Origin of the sequence: Paraburkholderia sp., assembly GCF_050742655.1 — a bacterium.
In the GTDB taxonomy this organism is placed as follows: domain Bacteria; phylum Pseudomonadota; class Gammaproteobacteria; order Burkholderiales; family Burkholderiaceae; genus Paraburkholderia.
The window spans coordinates 136877-157064 of the sequence record NZ_JBOIGG010000006.1 but is presented as its reverse complement, the minus strand read 5'-3'; the positions used below and the strand labels follow the sequence as shown (position 1 = coordinate 157064).

Annotated in this window: 19 protein-coding genes; 2 read left to right on the top strand and 17 right to left on the bottom strand. The window is 65.3% G+C overall.

Annotation, left to right across the window (positions count from 1 at the left end; genetic code table 11):
• Positions 1-49 precede the first annotated feature (49 nt).
• Positions 50-1441: a hemolysin family protein gene (locus tag ACREXZ_RS11080; protein WP_431764105.1), complete on the bottom strand. Its 1392-nt coding sequence runs from the start codon at positions 1439-1441 to the stop codon at positions 50-52.
• 126 nt (positions 1442-1567) lie between these two features.
• On the bottom strand, positions 1568-2368 hold the full coding sequence (locus ACREXZ_RS11075) for a sensor histidine kinase (RefSeq protein ID WP_431764104.1): 801 nt from the start codon (positions 2366-2368) through the stop codon (positions 1568-1570).
• 286 nt (positions 2369-2654) lie between these two features.
• Here ACREXZ_RS11075 and ACREXZ_RS11070 point away from each other — a divergent pair, with 286 nt between their 5' ends.
• Positions 2655-2996, top strand: a complete 342-nt coding sequence (locus ACREXZ_RS11070) for an FKBP-type peptidyl-prolyl cis-trans isomerase (RefSeq protein WP_431764103.1) — start codon at positions 2655-2657, stop codon at positions 2994-2996.
• A gap of 28 nt (positions 2997-3024) precedes the next feature.
• Positions 3025-3816 carry a helix-turn-helix domain-containing protein gene (locus ACREXZ_RS11065; RefSeq protein WP_431764102.1) on the top strand — a complete coding sequence of 264 codons (792 nt, stop codon included), beginning with the start codon at positions 3025-3027 and terminating at the stop codon, positions 3814-3816.
• 38 nt (positions 3817-3854) lie between these two features.
• On the opposite strand, the gene ACREXZ_RS11060 is transcribed toward ACREXZ_RS11065, so the two are convergent.
• The 15 genes from ACREXZ_RS11060 to leuB form a co-directional block, all read right to left on the bottom strand.
• The gene (locus ACREXZ_RS11060; RefSeq protein ID WP_431764101.1) at positions 3855-5048 is read right to left on the bottom strand and encodes an O-succinylhomoserine sulfhydrylase; all 1194 of its coding nucleotides are present in this window, start codon (positions 5046-5048) and stop codon (positions 3855-3857) included.
• Positions 5049-5319: 271 nt separating this feature from the next.
• Positions 5320-6870: an amidophosphoribosyltransferase gene (gene purF, locus ACREXZ_RS11055; RefSeq protein WP_431764100.1), complete on the bottom strand. Its 1551-nt coding sequence runs from the start codon at positions 6868-6870 to the stop codon at positions 5320-5322.
• Positions 6871-6993: 123 nt separating this feature from the next.
• Positions 6994-7488, bottom strand: coding sequence for a CvpA family protein (locus tag ACREXZ_RS11050; RefSeq protein ID WP_431764099.1), 495 nt, complete (start codon positions 7486-7488; stop codon positions 6994-6996).
• A 7-nt stretch (positions 7489-7495) separates the two neighbouring features.
• Entirely contained in the window at positions 7496-8362 is an 867-nt protein-coding gene (locus ACREXZ_RS11045) for an SPOR domain-containing protein (protein ID WP_431764098.1), read from the bottom strand.
• A gap of 28 nt (positions 8363-8390) precedes the next feature.
• Positions 8391-9704, bottom strand: a complete 1314-nt coding sequence (gene folC, locus ACREXZ_RS11040) for a bifunctional tetrahydrofolate synthase/dihydrofolate synthase (protein ID WP_431764097.1) — start codon at positions 9702-9704, stop codon at positions 8391-8393.
• A 200-nt stretch (positions 9705-9904) separates the two neighbouring features.
• On the bottom strand, positions 9905-10777 hold the full coding sequence (gene accD, locus ACREXZ_RS11035; protein WP_431764096.1) for an acetyl-CoA carboxylase, carboxyltransferase subunit beta: 873 nt from the start codon (positions 10775-10777) through the stop codon (positions 9905-9907).
• Positions 10778-10859: 82 nt separating this feature from the next.
• Positions 10860-11675, bottom strand: coding sequence for a tryptophan synthase subunit alpha (trpA, locus tag ACREXZ_RS11030; protein ID WP_431764095.1), 816 nt, complete (start codon positions 11673-11675; stop codon positions 10860-10862).
• A gap of 44 nt (positions 11676-11719) precedes the next feature.
• Positions 11720-12661 carry a DNA-methyltransferase gene (locus ACREXZ_RS11025; protein WP_431764094.1) on the bottom strand — a complete coding sequence of 314 codons (942 nt, stop codon included), beginning with the start codon at positions 12659-12661 and terminating at the stop codon, positions 11720-11722.
• Positions 12662-12672: 11 nt separating this feature from the next.
• Positions 12673-13866: a tryptophan synthase subunit beta gene (trpB, locus tag ACREXZ_RS11020; protein WP_431764093.1), complete on the bottom strand. Its 1194-nt coding sequence runs from the start codon at positions 13864-13866 to the stop codon at positions 12673-12675.
• A 57-nt stretch (positions 13867-13923) separates the two neighbouring features.
• A complete protein-coding gene (locus tag ACREXZ_RS11015; RefSeq protein ID WP_431764241.1) occupies positions 13924-14637 on the bottom strand; it encodes a phosphoribosylanthranilate isomerase in 714 nt (237 codons plus the stop codon).
• Positions 14638-14645: 8 nt separating this feature from the next.
• Positions 14646-15443 carry a tRNA pseudouridine(38-40) synthase TruA gene (gene truA, locus ACREXZ_RS11010; protein WP_431764240.1) on the bottom strand — a complete coding sequence of 266 codons (798 nt, stop codon included), beginning with the start codon at positions 15441-15443 and terminating at the stop codon, positions 14646-14648.
• Positions 15443-17512, bottom strand: a complete 2070-nt coding sequence (locus tag ACREXZ_RS11005) for a FimV/HubP family polar landmark protein (protein ID WP_431764092.1) — start codon at positions 17510-17512, stop codon at positions 15443-15445. The genes truA and ACREXZ_RS11005 overlap by 1 nt, the downstream gene beginning before the upstream one ends.
• Before the next feature lie 133 nt (positions 17513-17645).
• Positions 17646-18767 (bottom strand): aspartate-semialdehyde dehydrogenase, encoded by a 1122-nt coding sequence (gene asd / locus ACREXZ_RS11000; RefSeq protein ID WP_431764091.1) that lies wholly within the window; start codon positions 18765-18767, stop codon positions 17646-17648.
• An 84-nt stretch (positions 18768-18851) separates the two neighbouring features.
• Positions 18852-18980, bottom strand: a complete 129-nt coding sequence (locus ACREXZ_RS10995) for a hypothetical protein (RefSeq protein WP_431764090.1) — start codon at positions 18978-18980, stop codon at positions 18852-18854.
• 126 nt (positions 18981-19106) lie between these two features.
• Positions 19107-20174, bottom strand: coding sequence for a 3-isopropylmalate dehydrogenase (leuB, locus tag ACREXZ_RS10990; RefSeq protein ID WP_431764089.1), 1068 nt, complete (start codon positions 20172-20174; stop codon positions 19107-19109).
• Positions 20175-20188: the final 14 nt, after the last annotated feature.

The following is a 20188-nucleotide window of genomic DNA, read 5'->3' as shown; positions in this document are numbered from 1 at the left end:
CATCCAGGCGACGCGTCGATAAAGGCTCGCAGGTGGTGCGACGAAGCGCCTACCCCCCTTCATCCTCAAAGTCCTTCGGATACACCCGCACCAGCACGATCCGCGGGCCCCGCATCTTCTTCACAACCACATCGAACCGATCGAACGACACCCGCTGCCCTTCTTCCGGCAGATCGCTGAGCGCCTGGATCACAAGGCCGCCGACCGATTCCGCGCGGCCTTCATCAATGTCGATACCAAGCGCGCGTTCGAGCGACACGACCGGCAAGCTGCCCTTGCCCATCAGCGTGCCGTCATCCATCCGGGTCCAGTCGGCATCGCCCTGACGGAACTCGTCGTGAATCTGGCCGACCAGTGCGCCGAGCAGATTATCGAGCGTGAGAAAACCGATCGGCTGCGCGTTCTTCTCGCCAACCAGCGCAAGATGCGGCGCGCCCTTGCGAAACCGGCGGAACAGTTCGAGCGCGGGCATCGTCGGCTTCACGTACTGCACAGGCCGCGCGTATTTCGCGAGGTCTTCAAGCGTGCTGCCCGCATGGCGCGCGAGCAGCAGGTCCTTCAGGTGGATCATCCCGTCGACGCGCTCGCCCGATGCATCGTCGAACAGCGGATAGCGGCTGAACCGATGCCGCGCGACCACCTGCATGTTCTCGCGCAACGGCAGGTCGCGACGCAGCCCGACCATCTCGTGCGCGGGGCGCATCAGGTCGGAGACGGTCATCCGCGAGAAGTCGAGCGAATGCGCGATCGTGTTCCACTCGTCCTGGTTGTACGCGTCGTCACCGAGCGCAGGTTGCGCCGGCACACTACTTTCGGACGCACCACTTTCCTGCGCCTCCTTCCGATGCTGGACGCCCGCACGACGGCCGCGCAGGATCAGCTTCAGTTCGTCGGTGGAGTAATGCGCGTCGGTACTGTGACCGGACGCCAGGCCCGCGATCCGCAGCACCGCGTTCGCGCTGTTGTTCAACAGCCAGATGGCTGGATACATGGCCCAGTAGAAGCCGTACAGCGGCATCGCGGTCCACAGCGAAATGCGCTCGGCCTGGCGGATTGCGAGCGACTTCGGCGCAAGTTCGCCCACGACGATGTGCAGGAACGAGATGCAGGTGAATGCGAAGAACAGCGAGATCGCATGCGCGACCGGCAGCGAATGAATGCCGAACAGCTCGAACAGCGGCGACAGCAGGCTGGCGAATGCGGGCTCGCCGATCCAGCCGAGCCCCAGCGACGCGAGCGTGATGCCGAGCTGACACGCGGACAGATAGGCGTCGAGCTGACCATGCACCTTCGCGAGCAACCGGCCGCGGAGGCCGAATTTTTTCGCGAGCGCCTGCACGCGGGTCTGCCGCAATTTGACGAGACCGAATTCGGCCGCGACGAAGAAGCCGTTGAGCGCGACGAGCAGCAACGCACCGATGAGGGCGACAACCTGGATCAAGAGAGAAAACTCCGGAGGCAAAAGTTGTCAGTATAGAGGGTGAAAGCGCGGTGAAAGCTCGATGCGTGCTAAACGGCGATGCGGCGTGGGCTCATCCCGCCCGGCGCGTGTTCTCTTACTGAAACGTCAGGCCGACACGAGCGGCACACGAAGTACGAGTGACGCGGTGTCATTCCCATCCGTTGCATCGTGCTGCTCGAACGCACCGCCATGCGCTTCCGCGACGCGCTTGCTCAACGCCAGCACCCACGCGATACGCCCCGCTTCGCGCGGCGCCTGTGCCTGCCGCAACGCGAACGCTTCGAGCAGATGCGGTACGTCGACGTCCTCGCGCAGCGCGGGCGTCACGTTAAAGCGCACGGTGACGTGCCACGCGGTCGTATCGGCGGACGTCGCGAGCGTGACCGGCGAACCCGGCGCGCTCGATTCGACCGCGAACGCGAGCATCAGCCACACCGCCGCCGCGAGACGATCGCGATCGCCGGTGAGTTGCTCGGTCGCGAGCGCGGTATCGACGTCGAGCGGCACGTCGCGCGACATGGCCAGCGCGCTGCGCACTTCGCCGAGCGTTTCGTCGATGAGCGGCCACAACGCGAACGATGTGCGCTCGAGCGCGAGCATGCGGGTGTCGGCACGCGTCGTATCGACGATATCTTCGAGCAGCTTCACCTGTTGCTCGACACCGGTACGGATGCCGCCGAGCGCGCGCTGCGCGGCCGCATCGGCCGCGTCGAACTTGCGCTCGAGGACGTAGGCCCAACTGTGGATGGCGTTCAACGGACCGCGCAGATCGTGCGAGACGAGCGACAGCACATGGTCGCGCATGAACAGCGCCACTTCGGCGCGGCGGCGCGCGGTCCGTTCATAGGCAGCGGAATCGCGATGGCCGGGCTGGGCAGCACCCGCGCCCGCAGGAGACGTACTCACTTCGATGCCCTCTCGTACAGGGATGTTCGTCGAGACATCATTATAGGCAGGCCAGTTCGTCGCCCTGTGCGACGAATGGTCCATCGCATGGTGTAGCACGTAGCGCGCCCGGTCCGCCTCGGTGCGTGCGAAGTTATGTCGAACGAGGCGAATGCACCGCGGGGCGGGCCGTCGTTGCAGCAACGGCCGGATTGGCGTCAGTGCCAATCGCCGGGTTCGCCTCCAGGCGACCGGTCAAACGCGCCTACAATACCGCTTTCAATCGATTTGTCCGAAGGAGTTTTCCATGTCCACCGTCACCACCGAGTCGGGCCTCAAGTACGAAGATCTGACCGAAGGCAGCGGCGCCGAAGCGCTTGCAGGCAAAACCGTCAGCGTGCATTACACGGGCTGGCTGACCGATGGTCAGAAGTTCGATTCGAGCAAGGACCGCAACGACCCGTTCGCCTTCGTGCTGGGCGGCGGGATGGTCATCAAGGGCTGGGACGAAGGCGTGCAGGGCATGAAAGTGGGCGGCGTGCGCCGTCTGACCATTCCGCCACTCCTCGGCTACGGCGTACGCGGCGCGGGCGGCGTGATTCCGCCGAATGCGACGCTCGTGTTCGAAGTCGAACTGCTCGACGTTTGAGCCCGGTTCTTTCTCTTTAAACGCGCTCATGAGCGCCGCCGTGTTCTCCCCCAGCGTCTCGCTGCGCCGCTTCGGCGCGGTCGAGGCGTCGGACGTGCATGCGTTCCATCAAGTCGTGCTGGGTCTCGACGGCTCGATGACGATGGCGGTGGACGGCGTCGGGCAGCGGATCGGGAGCGGTCATGCGTGGCTCGTGCCAGCCGGTGCGCGGCACGACTACGCAGGGCTCGGCGAGAACCGTCAGCTAGTGCTCGATCTGCCCGCGGCATCGCTCGCGGTGCCGGAGCGGCTGTTCGACCGGGCGCGAGCGGTCAGCATCGATGTGTCGACGACCCAGCTCGTGCGCCGGCTCGCTACCGGCGCGACTGTCGGCGATCCCGCCGATCAACCAACACTCACGCCGCACGCGCGGCGCTTCAACTGGGACGCGGCCGCGCAGCTGTGTGCGGCGATCCTCGCGCACACGGGCATCGCGCGTAGCGGCGACGATCTGCCCGGCGCGGGGCTCGACTTCGTGCGGATCGATCGGTGGCTGCGGGCCCGGCTCGCGGAACCGCTACGCGTCGCAGATCTCGCCGCGCATTGCGGCTTCGGGATGCGGCGTTTTCATCAGCTGTTTATCGAGGCGTTCGGCGAGACGCCGCACCGCTATCTGCAGCGGCTGCGGCTCGATACGTCGGTGACGCTGCTCGCCGATCCGCGCCGCTCGCTGACCGACGTCGCGCTCGACGTCGGTTTCGGCGATCAAAGCGCTTTCACGCACGCGTTCACGCGGCGCTTCGGGCTCGCGCCCGGGCAGTGGCGCGCGGTGCGGCAGTAGCGTTTTTCAGCCGCGCTTTTCAGTCGCGCGGCCACCCCTCAGCCCTGACCCAACCCGTGCGCGAGATCGTTACGGATATCGCCCGCATTCTCCAGACCGACCGCCAGCCGCAGCAACCCCTCGGTAATGCCCGCCGCCGCGCGCGCTTCGGGCGTGATGCGGCTGTGCGTCGTCGTCGCGGGATGGGTGATCGTCGTGCGCGTGTCGCCGAGATTGGCGGTAATCGAGCAGACCTTCGCGCCGTCGATAACGCGCCACGCGTTCTCGCGCTGCGCTTCGGGCGTGTCGCCCTTCAGCTCGAACGACACGACCGCGCCACCCGCCTTCTGCTGACGCTTCGCGATCGCGTACTGCGGATGCGATTCGAGCCCCGGATAGAACACGCGCTTCACGGCCGGATGCGTGTCGAGCCAGCTGGCGATTTCGAGCGCGTTCGCCGACTGCTTCTCGACCCGCAGCGACAGCGTCTCCATGCCCTTCAGCAGCACCCACGCATTGAACGCGGACAGCGTCGGGCCGGCGCTGCGCACGAACGGAAACACCTTCTCCATGATGAACTGGCGCGACCCGACGAGCGCACCGCCGAGCACGCGACCCTGGCCGTCGAGGAACTTCGTCGCCGAATGCATCACGACGTCGGCGCCGAGCTTCAGCGGCTGCTGCAACGCCGGGCTGCAGAAACAGTTGTCGACGACGAACAGCGCGTTCACGGCCTTCGCGATCTTGCCGATCGCTTCGATGTCGGCGATTTCGGTCAGCGGATTCGACGGCGTTTCGAGGAAGAACATTTTCGTCTCGGGGCGCACGGCGTTTTTCCATGCGTCGAGATCGGTCGGATCGACGAAGGTGGTCGTGATACCGAACTTGCTGAAGATCTGCGAGAACATCCCGAGCGTCGAACCGAACAGGCTCCGCGAGCTGACCAGATGATCGCCCGACTGCAACGCCGACATCACCACCGACATGATCGCGCTCATCCCCGACGCGGTCGCCATGCAGGCTTCTCCGCCTTCGAGCGCTGCGAGGCGGTCCTGGAACATCGTGACCGTGGGGTTGGTAAAGCGCGAGTACGTGTAATAGTCCTCGGAGTGCTTGAAGCGGTCGGCCGCTTCGGCCGCGCTCGAAAAACAGAAGCTCGACGTGAGGAAGATCGCTTCCGAATGCTCGTTGAACTCGCTGCGCAGCGTACCGGCGCGTACCGAAAGGGTGTCGAAGTTGAGGGAGTCGTCCATGTTCGTTCGGTTCCGTTATACGACCGGCGCGGGCCATTCCTGCATTTCTGAATTCCTGATCGCGCCGGCAACAAAAAAGCCCGCTTTGCGTCGGCATAAGCGGGCTTCGTGTGCGGGGAAGCTGGAGCGTGGCGACATGACTTTGCTCGCCATTCGCTTTAGCTGTTTTGGGTTGCCCCGCGTCCGCAAGCTGAGTTCAAATCGACGCAAGCCCCGATGCTAGCACAGGCACGGCAGGCAGCACGCATCGTGCCGCTTGCCGCGAAGTGCGTCACTCCACCGACAGTTGCAGATGCAGTTGCGAACGCGCAGCGCCGCCGCCGTCGATCGCTTCGCTCGCCGCATCGCGGTCCGACAGCGCATCCGGCGTAAGACGCGCCAGTTCGACGCGGTCGAGGTACTCGGTCGTGATGTCACCGGTGACGTAGTTGCCGTCGAAGCACGACGCATCGAACTCCTTCAGCGCCGGGTTGATATCGCGGATCGCCTGCTTCAACGCATCGACATCCTGATACACGAGGTGATCGGCACCGATCATCCGGGCGACTTCTTCATCCGTGTGGCCGTGCGCGACGAGTTCGCCGCGCGTCGGCATGTCGATGCCGTAGACGTTCGGGAATTTCACCGGCGGCGCCGCCGATGCGAAGATCACCTTGTTCGCGCCGGCATTGCGCGCCATCTGCACGATTTCATGCGACGTGGTGCCGCGCACGATCGAATCGTCGACGATCAGCACGTTCTTGCCTTTGAACTCGATGCCCATCGCGTTCAGCTTCTGGCGCACCGACTTCTTGCGCACCGCCTGGCCCGGCATGATGAACGTGCGACCGACGTAGCGGTTCTTGAAGAAGCCCTCGCGATACTCGACGCCGAGCTTCTCCGCGACCTGCATCGCTGCGGGCCGCGACGAATCGGGGATCGGCATCACGACGTCGATCTTCACGTCCGGCAGCACGCGTTTGATCTTTTCCGCGAGGTAGTCGCCCATGCGCAGGCGCGCGTTGTAGACCGGCACGCCGTCGAGCACCGAGTCGGGTCGCGCGAGATACACGAGTTCGAAGATGCAGGGGTTCAGGCTCGGGTTCGTCGCGCACTGCTGCGAGTACAGGTTGCCTTCGAGATCGATGAAAATCGCCTCGCCCGGCGCGACGTCGCGCACGAATTCGAAGCCGATGCCTTCGATCGCCACCGACTCCGACGCCACGATCCATTCGACGCCTTCCGCCGTCTCGAGCTTGCCGAGGCACAGCGGCCGGATCCCGAACGGATCGCGGAACGCGAGGAGCCCGTAGCCCGCGATCAGCGACACGATCGCGTACGACCCCTTCACGCGCTTGTGCACGCCGGCCACGGCCTTGAAGACCGCATCCGGATCGAGCTGCAGGCCCGAGCTCGACAGCTGCAGTTCGTGCGCGAGCACGTTGAGCAGCACCTCGGTGTCGGAATTGGTGTTGATGTGCCGCCGGTCGATGCGGAACATCTCGTCTTTCAGCTGCGGCCAGTTGGTCAGGTTGCCGTTGTGCGCAAGGATGATGCCGAACGGCGCGTTCACGTAGAACGGCTGGGCTTCTTCTTCGCTCGAAGCGGAACCCGCCGTCGGGTAGCGCACCTGGCCGATGCCGGTGGTGCCCGGCAGGCTGCGCATGTTGCGCGTGCGGAACACGTCGCGCACCATGCCGTTGGCCTTGTGCATGTGGAAATTGCTGCCGTTCGCCGTCGCGATACCGGCTGCGTCCTGGCCGCGATGCTGCAGGAGCAGCAGGCTGTCATAGATCAGCTGGTTGACGGGGGAGCGGGAAACTACGCCTACGATGCCGCACATGGCATGTCCTTCAAAGGTACGAAATCCGTAACGGCGGCCGGTGCCGGGCGGCATCCGGGTCGCGCCGGGGTTCTGCGTGTCTGCCCGGCGGGCCGCCTCGGTTGCGTTCGCCTGGCTGGCAGGTCAGACGCGGACGTAGGCGGCGAGCGGCGCCGGAAGCAGTGGTCTCAGTTCGCGCACGCCCTGCTCGGCATAAGGCCGCAACAGCGCATTGCGCCAGAATTCCTGCTGGGGCAGCTCGGTCAAGCCCGAGAGGGCGACCAGCAGCAGCACCAGCACGACCCCGCGTACGAGGCCGAACAACAGGCCGAGCGAGCGGTCCACACCGCTCAGGCCGCTCGCCTGTACAAGGCGGCTCAGCAGCGCATTCAACACACCGGCCACCAGCACGACCCCGACGACGATCGCGGCAAACGCGATCAGCCACTGGGTCAACGCGCCGCCCGGCCACGTGGCCGGAATCCACGGCACGACATAACCGACGAAGCGGCACGCGATCAGAAACGCCGCCACCCAGCCGATCAGCCCGAAAATCTCGGACAGGAAGCCGCGCCACGTGCCTCGCAGCGCCGACAACCCGATCACCGCCATTACAGCGTAGTCGAATGCGGTCAACATCGCCGGATTACTGTGCGCCGCCGTTCGCGCCCGACGTCAGGCCGGCGTCGCGCACTTTCGCGATCGCCGCCGACGCGGCCGCGCGGTCCGCAAACGGACCCGCGCGCAGCAGCGTCCGGGTCGTGCCGTCAGCCTGCTTGCGACGTTCGGTATATGCGGGCACCCCCGCCGCTTTCAATTTCGTGGCCCAGCTCTTTGCGCTCGTGTCGTCCGGGAACGAGCCGAGCTGCACCGCGAAGCGGCTGCCGGGCGGCGATGCGGGCGTTCCCGAATCGGCGTCCGCGCCGGCAGCCGGCGCGTTGTCGGCGGTCTGCTGGACGGGCTTCGGGTGTGTTTGGGTCTGCGTACTGTTCGTGGCTTCCGGCTTTGCGCTCGCGGCCGCATGGGTTTGCGATCGTACCGGTGCGGCGGGTGCAGCAGGTGCGGCAGGCGCTGTACCGGTCGCGCTTTGCGACGTGCTGCCTGCTGAGGCAAGGCCGGATGCCGCGAGGCCGGCGTCGGTTGCCGGGTTATCCGGTGCGACGCCTGCCTGCGTATCGTCGGGCGCGGTGCTGGCCTTCGGCACCGGGCGATTCGGGATATCGATGGAGATGTCGTCGGTGACGGGCTTTGGATGCGAGTCGAGCACCATCGGCAGGATCACGACCGCTGCGACGACCAGCGCAATCGCGCCGACGAGGCGCCGGCGGGCGCGCTGCTTTTCGGGCAAGGTCGGATCGAGCAGCATCGCGTCGGCGTCGCCGGACCGCTCCGTGCGGCGGGTGCGCCGCTCGGTTCCCCGCGCGGACTCGCCGCGGGTGTTCCGGCTGGAACTGGATTGTGCGCTGCGCCGGGTGGGCGCATCGTCTTTCTTGCCGAACGAGAAAATTCCCATGAATGGCTTGGTCGAGGCTTCCGCGCGTTCAGTGGTGCTGCGATTTACGATAGGCCATCACACCCGCTACCGTATAGAAACTTCCGAAAACCACGATTCTATCATTGTCGGACGCGCGTTTTAGTGCGTCCTGGAACGCTTCCGCTGGCGACGCATGGCGTGTCACGCTGCCATCGGGCCCGTCGACCACGCCGACCTCGCGCAGTGCCGTTTCGAGATCCTCAGCCGAGGCCGCGCGCGGCGTCGGCATATCGGTCACGCACCAGTGATCGATTTCGCCCTTCAGATGCTGCAGCACGCCGGCGATGTCCTTGTCGCGCATCGAGCCAAACACCGCGTACGTGTACGGAAAGAAGCCCATGTTGCCAAGATTCTGCGCGAGCACAGCCGCCGCATGCGGATTGTGGCCAACGTCGAGCACGATCGCCGGCTTGCCCGGCAGCACCTGGAAGCGGCCCGGCAGCTCGACGTTCGCGAGCCCCAGGCGGATGTCCTGCGCGGACACCGGCAGGCGGTCGCGCAGCGCCTCCAGGCCAGCAAGTGCCGCGGAAGTATTGATCAGCTGGTTCGCACCGCGCAGCGCCGGGTACGCGAGCGCGGAGCGCCGCAGCGTCGGGCCGACGTAGCTCCATTGCTGGCGCTCGCTGCCGGCCTGCCCTTCGTAGCGGAAATCGCGGCCGAACAGCCACAGATTGGCGCCGATCCGCTCCGCGTGATCGATCAGCGTTTGCGGCGGCAGCGGGTCCGCGCATATCGCGGGCTTGCCGGCGCGGAAGATGCCCGCTTTCTCGAATGCGATTTTCTCGCGCGTATCGCCAAGGTACTCGGTGTGATCGATGTCGATGCTCGTGATGATCGCGCAATCGGTATCGAGGATATTGACCGCGTCCAGCCGACCGCCGAGGCCCACTTCGAGAATCACCGCATCGAACCCGCGTGCCGCGAACAGATGCATGATCGCGAGCGTCGTGAACTCGAAGTAAGTCAGCGAAATCGGCTCGGCGAAGCGGTGGCGCGCGGCTTCCACGGCCTCGAAATGCAGCAGCAGTTCGGCATCCGTCGCGATCGCGCCGTTAATCCGCGCGCGCTCGTTGAACTCGAGCAGATGCGGCGACGTATGGCAACCGACGGTGTAGCCGGCGCGCAGCAGGATCGATTCGAGAATCGCGCACGTCGAGCCTTTGCCATTCGTGCCACCCACCGTGATGATCGGACAGGCGAATTGCAGTTGCAGCGCGTCGCGCACCTTGCCGATGCGCTCGAGGCCCATGTCGATGCCGACCGGATGCGCGGATTCGAGATGCGTGAGCCACGCGTCGAGGCTGGAGAAGGTAGTGCTCATCGGACAGATCGCTCAAAACGAAGTGAAGCGGAACAGCGGCACCGCATTATCGTAGAAACGCGTGGAGACGGCGCTGGCAACCGCGAAAACGGCACGAGGTCGTCTCATGAAGGCTCGCGAAAAAAGCACGAGGCGACCCGGAGGCCGCCTCGCTGGCAATACGGAACAGGGGCTCTGCGGAACAGCCGCGGAGCGACCGCTCAGGCGACCGCGTCGGCCGGCTGGCGCGTCAGCAGCGCCATCAGCCGCGCGATCTCTTCGCGCAGCTTGCGACGGTCGACGATCATGTCGATCGCACCCTTCTGCATCAGGAATTCGGCGCGCTGGAATCCTTCCGGCAGTTTCTCGCGGACCGTCTGTTCGATCACGCGCGGGCCCGCAAAACCGATCAGCGCCTTCGGTTCGGCGATCACGACGTCGCCGAGGAATGCGAAGCTCGCCGACACACCGCCCATCGTCGGATCGGTCAGCACGGAAATAAACGGCAGCTTCGCTTCCGCCAGCTTCGTGAGCATCGCGGTGGTTTTCGCCATCTGCATCAGCGACAGCAGGCTCTCCTGCATCCGCGCGCCGCCCGACGACGTGAAGCAGATGAACGGCACTTGCTGTTCAATTGCGTTCTGCGCGCCGCGCGCGAAGCGCTCGCCGACCACCGAGCCCATCGAGCCGCCCATGAACGAGAACTCGAAGCACGCCACGACGACTGGCAGCGTATGGATCGCGCCGCCCATGACGACCATCGCATCGGTTTCGTCGGTTTCGTCCATCGCCTCTTTCAGGCGGTCCGGGTACTTACGGCTGTCCTTGAACTTCAGCGCGTCGACCGGCAGGATTTCCTGGCCGATCTCATAGCGTCCTTCCGCATCGAGCAGCCCGTCGAGCCGTTCGCGCGCGCCGATCCGCATGTGGTGATCGCATTTCGGGCACACGTGCAGATTGGCCTCGACGTCGTTGCGATACAGCACCGCCTCGCACGACGGGCATTTGATCCACAGCCCTTCCGGAATCCCCTTGCGGTTCTTCGGGTCGGTTTGCTTGATTTTCGGCGGCAGCAGTTTGTCGAGCCAGCTCATGATGATTCCTTCTTCGGTCATTCGGGCCGGCGGCGGGATCTGCTCCGCTGCCGGCCTGAACGACGGTATAAAACGATGATGGTTATCGGGGCGCCGCGCCGATGCTGTCCATCGCAGCGCGCACTTCGGCGATGAAGCGCGTCAGCGTGTCGGCAGCGGTATCGGGCGGGGCCGTTTCGAGCAACTGCACGATACGGCTACCGATCACGACGGCATCCGACACTTCGGCCACCGCACGCGCGGTCTGCGCATCGCGGATGCCGAAACCGACACCGACCGGCAGCGGCACACGCGACTTGATGGCCGGGATTTTACCCGCGATGCTGGAAACGTCCAGATTTGCGGAGCCGGTCACCCCTTTTAGCGACACATAGTAGACGTATCCGCTCGCCACCTTGCCCACCTCGGCGATGCGTTCGTCGGTCGACGTCGGCGCGAGCAGAAAGATCGGATCGATCCCGGCTGCGCGCATTTTCTGCGCGAAATCGATCGATTCTTCCGGCGGATAGTCGACCACCAGCACGCCGTCGACGCCCGCTTCCTGCGCGGCGGCGGCGAACGCGTCGGCGCCCATCCGCTCGATCGGATTTGCGTAGCCCATCAGCACGACCGGCGTCTTCGTGTCGCGTTCCCGGAACCGCTTCACGTCGGCGAGCACGTGCCGCAGCGAGATGCCGCGTGCGAGCGCGCGTTCCGACGATCGCTGGATCACCGGACCGTCGGCCATCGGGTCCGAGAACGGCACGCCGAGTTCGATCACGTCGGCGCCGCCGGCGGCGAGCGCATGCATGAATTCGACGGTGCGCTCCGGATCGGGATCGCCCGCGGTCATGAACGGGATCAGCCCTTTTCTGTGTTGCGCGGCCAGCGCCGCGAAAGTGTTTTCGATACGGGACATGGATTTATCTCTGCTGAAAACTGCGCTCAGGCCGCTCGGGTGACTCAAGTCGTCGCGGCGACCGGACCGGCAGCGATGCCGGTCGCGGCCGGCTCGGCCGGGGGCTGCGCCGCGATCGCGATTACGCGTTCGCGCGCTATCGCGCAGTAACTCTCGTTGATTTCATAGCCGACGAATTCGCGTCGCTGGCGGGCACAGGCCACGGCCGTTGTGCCGCTCCCCATAAATGGGTCGAGCACACGGCCGCCCGGCGGACAACTCGCGAGCACCATCCGCTCGACGATTTCCAGAGGCTTCTGGGTCGGGTGATCGACCCGCTCGGCGTGCTGCCGATGCAGGCGGGAGACCGACCAGACGTCCTTCGGGTTGTAGCCGATCTCCAGCCACTTGCTGCCAGCGAACAACTTACGCGAACGCGCCTTCTTCGTGATGGCATCGTACGGGATGCGGACGGGGTCGAGATCGAAGTAATACTCCTTCGATACCGCGAAAAAGCCGATGTTGTCGTGCACGGACGTAAAGCGGCGGGTCGTGCCGCCCATGCTGGGCACGCGCCGGTCCCAGATGATCTCGTTGACCATCGTGAGGCGGGTCTTCAGAAAGCTGAAGATCTCCGGCGCGTACTGCCAGGTGCAAAACACGTACAGCGAGCCGGTCGGCTTGAGCTTCGGAATCGCCAGGTCGAGCCAGTCCCGCGTCCACGCGAGAAAGGCTTCACCCGAGCGCATGTCCGAATCGTTGCCGTAGTCCTTGCCGAGCCCGTACGGCGGATCGGCAAGGATCAGGTCGATCGACCCGTCCGGAAGGCTGGCCACATCGGTCAGAAAATCGCGGTTGTGCAGTTCGATGCCGGGCGGCAGCGACGCCGATGCGGCGGAGCGCCCACCGACCGGCGCATCCGACCGCTCCTGCGTCACTTCGGCCGGACCGGCAAGCGCCGTTTCGGAGGCGTCTACCGGCTGCGGCTCGTCGAACTCGTCACGCATCGTCGCGGCGCTCAGAACGTGATGCCCGATCGCTCGGCGACCGTATGCATGTCCTTGTCGCCGCGGCCCGACAAGTTGACCAGCAGGAGCTTGTCCTTAGGCAACGTCGGCGCGAGCTTCGCCGCATACGCGAGCGCATGACTCGATTCGAGCGCGGGAATGATGCCCTCGATCCGGCAGCAGTCATGGAACGCCTGCAGCGCTTCCTCGTCCGTGATGCAGACGTATTGCGCGCGGCCACTGTCCTTCAGCCATGCATGCTCGGGACCGACTCCGGGATAGTCGAGTCCGGCCGACACCGAATGTGCCTCGATGATCTGGCCGTTTTCGTCCTGCAGCAGGTAGGTGCGGTTGCCGTGCAGCACGCCCGGGCTACCGCACGTCAGCGAGGCCGCATGGCGGCCGGTCTCAAGACCGTCGCCGGCAGGTTCGACACCGATCAACTGCACCGAACTATCGTCGATATACGGGTAAAAGATCCCCATCGCATTCGATCCGCCGCCCACGCATGCGATCACCGCATCCGGCTGGCGACCGGTCATCTCGGGCATCTGCACCTTGCATTCGTCGCCGATCACGCGCTGGAAGTCGCGCACCATCATCGGATAGGGATGCGGCCCGGCCACCGTGCCGATGATGTAGAACGTGTTTTCGACGTTCGTGACCCAGTCGCGCATCGCCTCGTTGAGCGCGTCCTTCAGCGTCTTCGAACCCGATTCGACCGGCACGACGGTCGCGCCGAGCAGCTTCATCCGGTAAACGTTGGCCTCCTGACGGCGCACGTCCTCGGAGCCCATGTAGACGACGCATTCCATCCCGAAGCGCGCCGCGATCGTCGCGGTTGCGACGCCGTGCTGGCCGGCGCCGGTTTCCGCGATCACGCGCGGCTTGCCCATGCGCTTCGCGAGCAGCGCCTGGCCAATCACGTTGTTAATCTTGTGCGCGCCGGTGTGGTTCAGGTCCTCGCGCTTGAGGTACACCTGCGCGCCGCCGAGCATCTCGCTCCAGCGCTGTGCGTGATAGATCGGGGACGGACGGCCGACGAAGTGCTTCAGTTCGCGCTCGTATTCGGCGACGAAGTCGGGATCCTGCTGGTATCGGGCATAGGCCGCACGCAGCTCGTCGAGCGCATGGACCAGGGTTTCGGCGACGAACACGCCGCCATACTGGCCGAAATGGCCTCTTTCGTCAGGCAAGTTGTACATTGCGTCACTCTTCTCAGTGAGTGGTGCCACGTCTCTGGGACGCCGGCGCCACCGGAATCATCCGGCGTCCGCTTCGCGCACCGCGCGTACGAACGCCGCCATCCGGGCGTGATCCTTCACGCCCTTTGCGCCCGCTACCTCGATGCCGCTGGAGACATCGACCGCGTACGGGCGCACGCGATGGATCGCGTCACTGACGTTTTGCGCGTTCAACCCACCACTCAAAACGGCCCGACGCGCGAGCTCTGCTGGAATAAGTGACCAATCGAAGACCTTCCCGCCGCCGCCGTAGCCCTCGACATGCGTGTCGAGCAGAAGACCACTGGCGGCTGAATAGTTAAGCGCCGATTCTACCAAATCGGCTCGCTGAGTATCCGCCGCGACGCGCAATGCGCGCAACCAAGGCAAACCCGCAATGCTGGCGAGCGAGTTGCATTGCGCTGGCGTTTCGTCGCCGTGAAACTGCAGCAGGGTCAGCGAAACGTTGGACGTGACCTCCTGCATCCATTCCGGCGAAGCGTTGACGAACAGACCTACCACCGACAGGAACGGCGGGATGTCGCGTGTCATTTCGAGCGCCTGCACGACGCCGACTGAACGCGGGCTCGGCGGATAGAACACGAGGCCGATTGCGTCGGCGCCCAGTTCGATGGCCTGCTCGACGTCGGCGGGCGTCCCGAGGCCGCACAGCTTGATCCGCGTGCGGTGCGGCACGGCGGCGGGTCGCGTCTGCGGGGCGACGTCGGCCGGCGCGGTCTGGTCTGGGTTCATGGTGGAAATCAATCGATCCATAAGGTGCTCCACGGTACGCTCCCGGACTGGGGCGGCGGTACCGCGAATATGTCAGGATAGCCGACGTGAGCGAGGTATAACCCGTCTGGCATGAAGGTCGGCGCCGCGCGCGACCGATCGCGGCCCGCCAGCACTTCCGCGAGCCACCCGGCCGGATAGCGGCCACGGCCGACCGCGACGAGGCAACCCATCAGGTTGCGCACCATGTGATGCAGGAAGGCATTCGCGCGGAAGCGGAAGTGAATGAAGTCGCCTTGCGGGCGCACGTCGATCTGGCGCAGATGCTTGATGGGCGTCTTCGACTGGCATTCCGACGACCGGAACGCGGAAAAATCGTGCTCGCCGATCAGGCACGCCGCGGCGGCGCGCATGGCGTCGACGTCGAGCGGCGTATGCACCCAGCCGGCGCGGCCCACGAGCATCGGCGAACGCACCGGATGCACATAGAGCGCGTAGTAGTAAGTCCGCTCGAACGCGGAAAAGCGCGCGTGAAACGTGTCCGGCATCGGCTTCGCCCACTGCACGGCAACGCTCTCAGGCAAGAACGCGTTGGTGCCGCGCACCCACGAAAAATCGTCGCGTTGCAGATCGGTGTCGAAATGCGCCACCTGGCCGAGGCCGTGCACGCCGGTATCGGTCCGTCCCGCGACGACCGTTTGCAGAGGCGTCTGCGCGAACTCGCGCAGCGCGCGTTCGAGCGTGTCCTGAACGGTCTTGCCGTGCCGTTGCGACTGCCAGCCGCAGAACGCCGCGCCGTCGTACTGGACGCCCAGTGCGACGCGCATCACGACAGCGGCGCGAGCGTCGACAGCAACGCGCGCGCTTCGTCGCGGGTGCCGATGTCGTTCGCGGCGATCACTTCGTTGATCAGCGTACGGGCACCGTTCAAATCGCCCAGTTCGATGTATTCCGACGCGAGATCGAGCTTGTTGCGCGCGATACGGGCGAGCTCTTCGGGCGTGAACGCGGGGATCGGCTGCGCGGGGCTTGGCGGCAGTTCGAGATCGAAGTCGAGGTTCAGCGCGCCGAAACGAGCTGCGCCGAGGCCGGCGATGGCTGTGGGAGTTTCTGTGGCGTGGGTCGGCTCGTGTGGGGTTGCTGCGGGCGCAGGTGATTCGGCTGCCGGCTGTTCGATCGGCGAAGGAGCCTCTGTGTCGGCAAACGGAACGGGTTCATGCGGCGCCGGTTCGGGCGGCAGGTCCGTGGCTTGCTGGGACACATCAGCCACCGGGCCGCTGCGGGGCGGCAACGACAGATCGAGACTGTCGAGCGCGGCTATCGCGTCGCGCGGGAACGACGCCTGCGGAAGCGTCGGTTCGACGGCTGGCGGAGCCGCGTGCGCCTCTTCAGCTTCGATCGAAGAAGGAGCGGCGTGCGGGTCGCTCGCGGTTGGCTGGATCGTCTCCACAGGCGGCGCATCGGCGCCAGGCTCGGCTGCGGCTGAGAGGCTCGCGGCAGTCGTCGCCTCATCCAGCGACGGGGATTCGTTCTGTTTCTCGCCGTCGACAGATGGCAGCGCGGTGGCTTGGGGTTCATCGACCGCATGCGGCAGATTGCCTTCGACAGGCTGGATCGTCTGCACCGGCAGTGCTTCAGCGCCAGGCTCAGCCGCGGCTGCGAGGCTCGCGGCGGTCGTCGCCCCATCGAGCGACGGATGTTCGGCCGTCGACGTCGTGGCAGCAGATGGGGATTCGTCCTGCGTCGCGCCATCGGCTGCCGGATGCTGCGCCTGGAGCCGCGCGGCATAGGCGGCCGCGTCTTTCTCGAGCAGCGTCGCCGGACGCGCCGGGACGTCACTCTGCTTCGCGGCATCGGCCGCCGGCTTCGCCGGACGACGCTTGCGCATCGACAGACCGGTCAGCAGCACGACGAGCGCGGCCCCAATCACCGCGGCAATGCCCAACTGGGTCTGCGTGAACCCGAACTGACCGCCATCCGACAATGACCGGCTTCCAGCCGAAGCAACCGGAACCGCAGGAACCGTTAGCGCACTGCTCCCCGACGCGGCTGGCGCAACGGCGACCGCCGACGCGCCATCGGTACCCGTCTTCGGCTGCCCCGTCGACCCAATGCCGTGCTTCTGCAGTTCCATCAGCACGCGATTCTTCAGCGCGAGCAACTGCTGGAGACTCGACACCTGCGCCCGCGGCTGCGATGCCGCCTCGGCCGATGCCGCGTCCGGCGCGCTCGCGGACTGCTGGATCGCGCCGGTCCACACGTGCGCACCGCTCGCGTGCGCATCCTGCGGCGCGGCGGACGGCTGCGACGCGGCCTGCGCAGCGTCGACCGCAGAAGCCGGCGCAGTCGCAGAAGAGGCGGACATGGCGGCTAATGCAGCCAGAGCAGCTGCCGTGAACCCCGTCGGTTTAGCCGCACTCGCGGCAGCCGCAGTTGAGGCAGCCGTCGACACGCTGGCCGAAGCACTGCTGGCCGCCGCCGCGCCCGACGCCCCCACGGGCGTCCCCGACGCATCGAGCGCCGGCACATTCAGCACCGCGCCGATTTTCATCCGGCTCGGGTCGTGACCCATGAACGCGGCGGGATTCGCGTCGAACAGCGCGCGCGACGCGCGGGCCAATGTCGCGCGGTCGTGCGACTGCGTGATGGCGAGTGCGATGTCGTTCAGCGACTGCCCGACGCGCACGGTGTACTGTGCGGCCGGCAGGCCGATCGCCGAGACAGGCTCGGATGCGTCAACAGGGCTCACAGCACTCGAGGCGCTCGCAGCCGACGCCGGCGCGTCCTGTGCAACACACGTGCCGGTAATAAAGAGCGCCGCCGTCGCGGCCACCGGCCAGCGATAGAGGCGACTACGCAACGCAGGTCGCAAAGGACCGGGTTGTCGAACGGTCATCGGAACTCCTGGCGCGTCGTCGCGCAGCCTTGTCGATGGATGGAGAACGGGATTCGGAGCACACAATGAAAAAAGCGCCGCGGGATACGCGACGCTTGCAGATTAACTACGCGTCGTGAGCGCGTAGTTTACTTTACTTGTCGAGCAGAATGCGCAGCATGCGGCGCAGCGGTTCGGCGGCGCCCCACAGCAACTGATCGCCGACCGTAAACGCCGACAGATATTCGCCGCCCATCGCGAGCTTGCGCAGCCGGCCGACCGGCACCGTCAGCGTACCTGTTACCACCGCGGGCGACAGATCGCGCATCGATGCTTCGCGCTCATTCGGCACGACTTTCACCCAGTCGTTCGCCGACGCGAGGATGCCGTCGACTTCGTCGAGCGGAACGTCCTTCTTCAGCTTGATGGTCAGTGCCTGCGAGTGGCAGCGCATCGCGCCGATCCGCACGCAGAGGCCGTCGACCGGAATCGAACCCGGCGTGCCCATTGCCGGCTTGCCGAGAATCTTGTTGGTTTCGGCGCCGCCCTTCCACTCTTCCTTCGACATGCCGTTGCCGAGATCCTTGTCGATCCACGGGATCAGCGAGCCCGCGAGCGGCACGCCGAAATGTTCGGTCGGCATGCTGTCGCCGTTCATCGCGGCGAGCACGCGGCGGTCGATATCGAGAATCGCGGACGAAGGATTCGCGAGGTCTTCCTTCGCGGCGCCGTGCAGCGTGCCCATCTGCTGCAGCAGTTCGCGCATGTTCTGCGCGCCCGCGCCCGATGCGGCCTGGTACGTCATCGCCGTCATCCAGTCGATCAGGTTTTCGCGGAACAGGCCGCCGAGCGCCATCAACATCAGGCTGACCGTGCAGTTACCGCCGATGAAATTCTTCGTGCCCTTGACGAGCGCGTTCTTGATCACGTCGAGGTTGACCGGATCGAGGATGATGACCGCATCGTCCTTCATCCGCAGCGACGACGCTGCGTCGATCCAGTAGCCGTTCCAGCCGGCCGCGCGCAGCTTCGGGAAGACTTCGTTCGTGTAGTCGCCGCCCTGGCATGTGATGACGATGTCGCACTTCTTCAGGTCGTCGATGCTGGCCGCATCCTTGAGCTTTGTCTCGTTTTTGGCGAACGACGGCGCGTTGCCGCCCGCGTTGCTGGTGCTGAAAAACACCGGTTCGATGAGGTCGAAATCGCCTTCCTGCTGCATACGTTGCATCAGGACGCTGCCGACCATGCCGCGCCAACCTACGAGACCTACGTTCATGACTTACCCTTCGAATGGAAACTTCCCCGCTACCACCTTGCCCGGCGTGACCGCGCGGGGAAGACGGGCGGGCACGACGGACGATCAGCGCTTCGTGATCGTTTTCGGGGTAATCGTTTTGATCGACGTCTTGACGACGATGGCGAACTCAACCGCACGGGCCGTTTTGCCGTGGAGGTTAAAAATCGAGGAGATTTGAGTCATCTTCGCCATGCGCAGAGTCTACACGAAACCCGAAAACAGCGGCATATGCCGCCCAACTATGCCGCTTCTCGCCTGTTTCTCGCGCAATGGACTGCTTTTCGCGGTCCATTGCGCACTACACAACCAGAACCCGGATCAGAGCGCAGCCAGCACCGCGTCGCCCATCGCGGCGGTGCCAACCTGTTTGCAACCCGGCGTCAGGATGTCGCCGGTGCGATAACCCTGCTCCAGCACCTTCTGCACCGCGCGCTCGATACGATCGGCCTGCTCCGCCTTGTTCAGCGAGTAGCGCAGCATCATCGCGGCCGACAGGATCGTGGCGAGCGGATTCGCGACGCCCTTGCCCGCGATGTCCGGTGCCGAGCCGTGCGACGGTTCGTACAGCCCCTTGTTGTTCTTGTCGAGCGATGCCGAAGGCAGCATACCGATCGAGCCGGTCAGCATTGCCGCTTCGTCCGACAGGATGTCGCCGAACATGTTGCCGGTCACGATCACGTCGAACGACTTCGGCGCCTTCACGAGCTGCATCGCCGCGTTGTCGACGTACATGTGCGACAACTCGACGTCCGCGTACTCCTTCGAGACGTCGATCATCACGTCTCTCCAGAATTGCGACGTTTCAAGCACATTCGCCTTGTCGACCGACGTCAGCTTGCGGCCGCGCTTTTGCGCCGCCTGGAATGCGACGTGCGCGATACGGCGCACTTCGGGTTCCGCGTAACGCATCGTGTCGAAGCCTTCCTTCGCCCCGGCAAACGAACCGTCCGGCGCTTCGCGCACGCCGCGCGGCGTGCCGAAATAGATGTCGCCGTTCAGCTCGCGCACGATCAGGATGTCGAGACCCGAGACGATCTCTTCCTTCAGCGACGACGCGCCCGTGAGCTGCGGATAGCAGATCGCGGGACGGAAATTCGCGAACAGCTGCAGATGCTTGCGCAAACCGAGAATGGCCTGCTCCGGACGCAGCGCGCGTTCAAGCGAATCGTATTTCCAGTCGCCGACCGCGCCGAACAGGATCGCGTCGGCTTCCTTCGCGAGCGCGAGCGTGGAGTCGGGCAGCGGATGGCCCTTCGCCTCGTAACCCGCGCCGCCCACCGGCGCCTCTTCGAGCTCGAACCGTTCGCCGAGTGCGTTCAGAACCTTCACAGCCTCGACAACGATCTCGGGACCAATGCCGTCGCCCGGCAATACTGCGATTTTCATGCGGAATTCCTTGC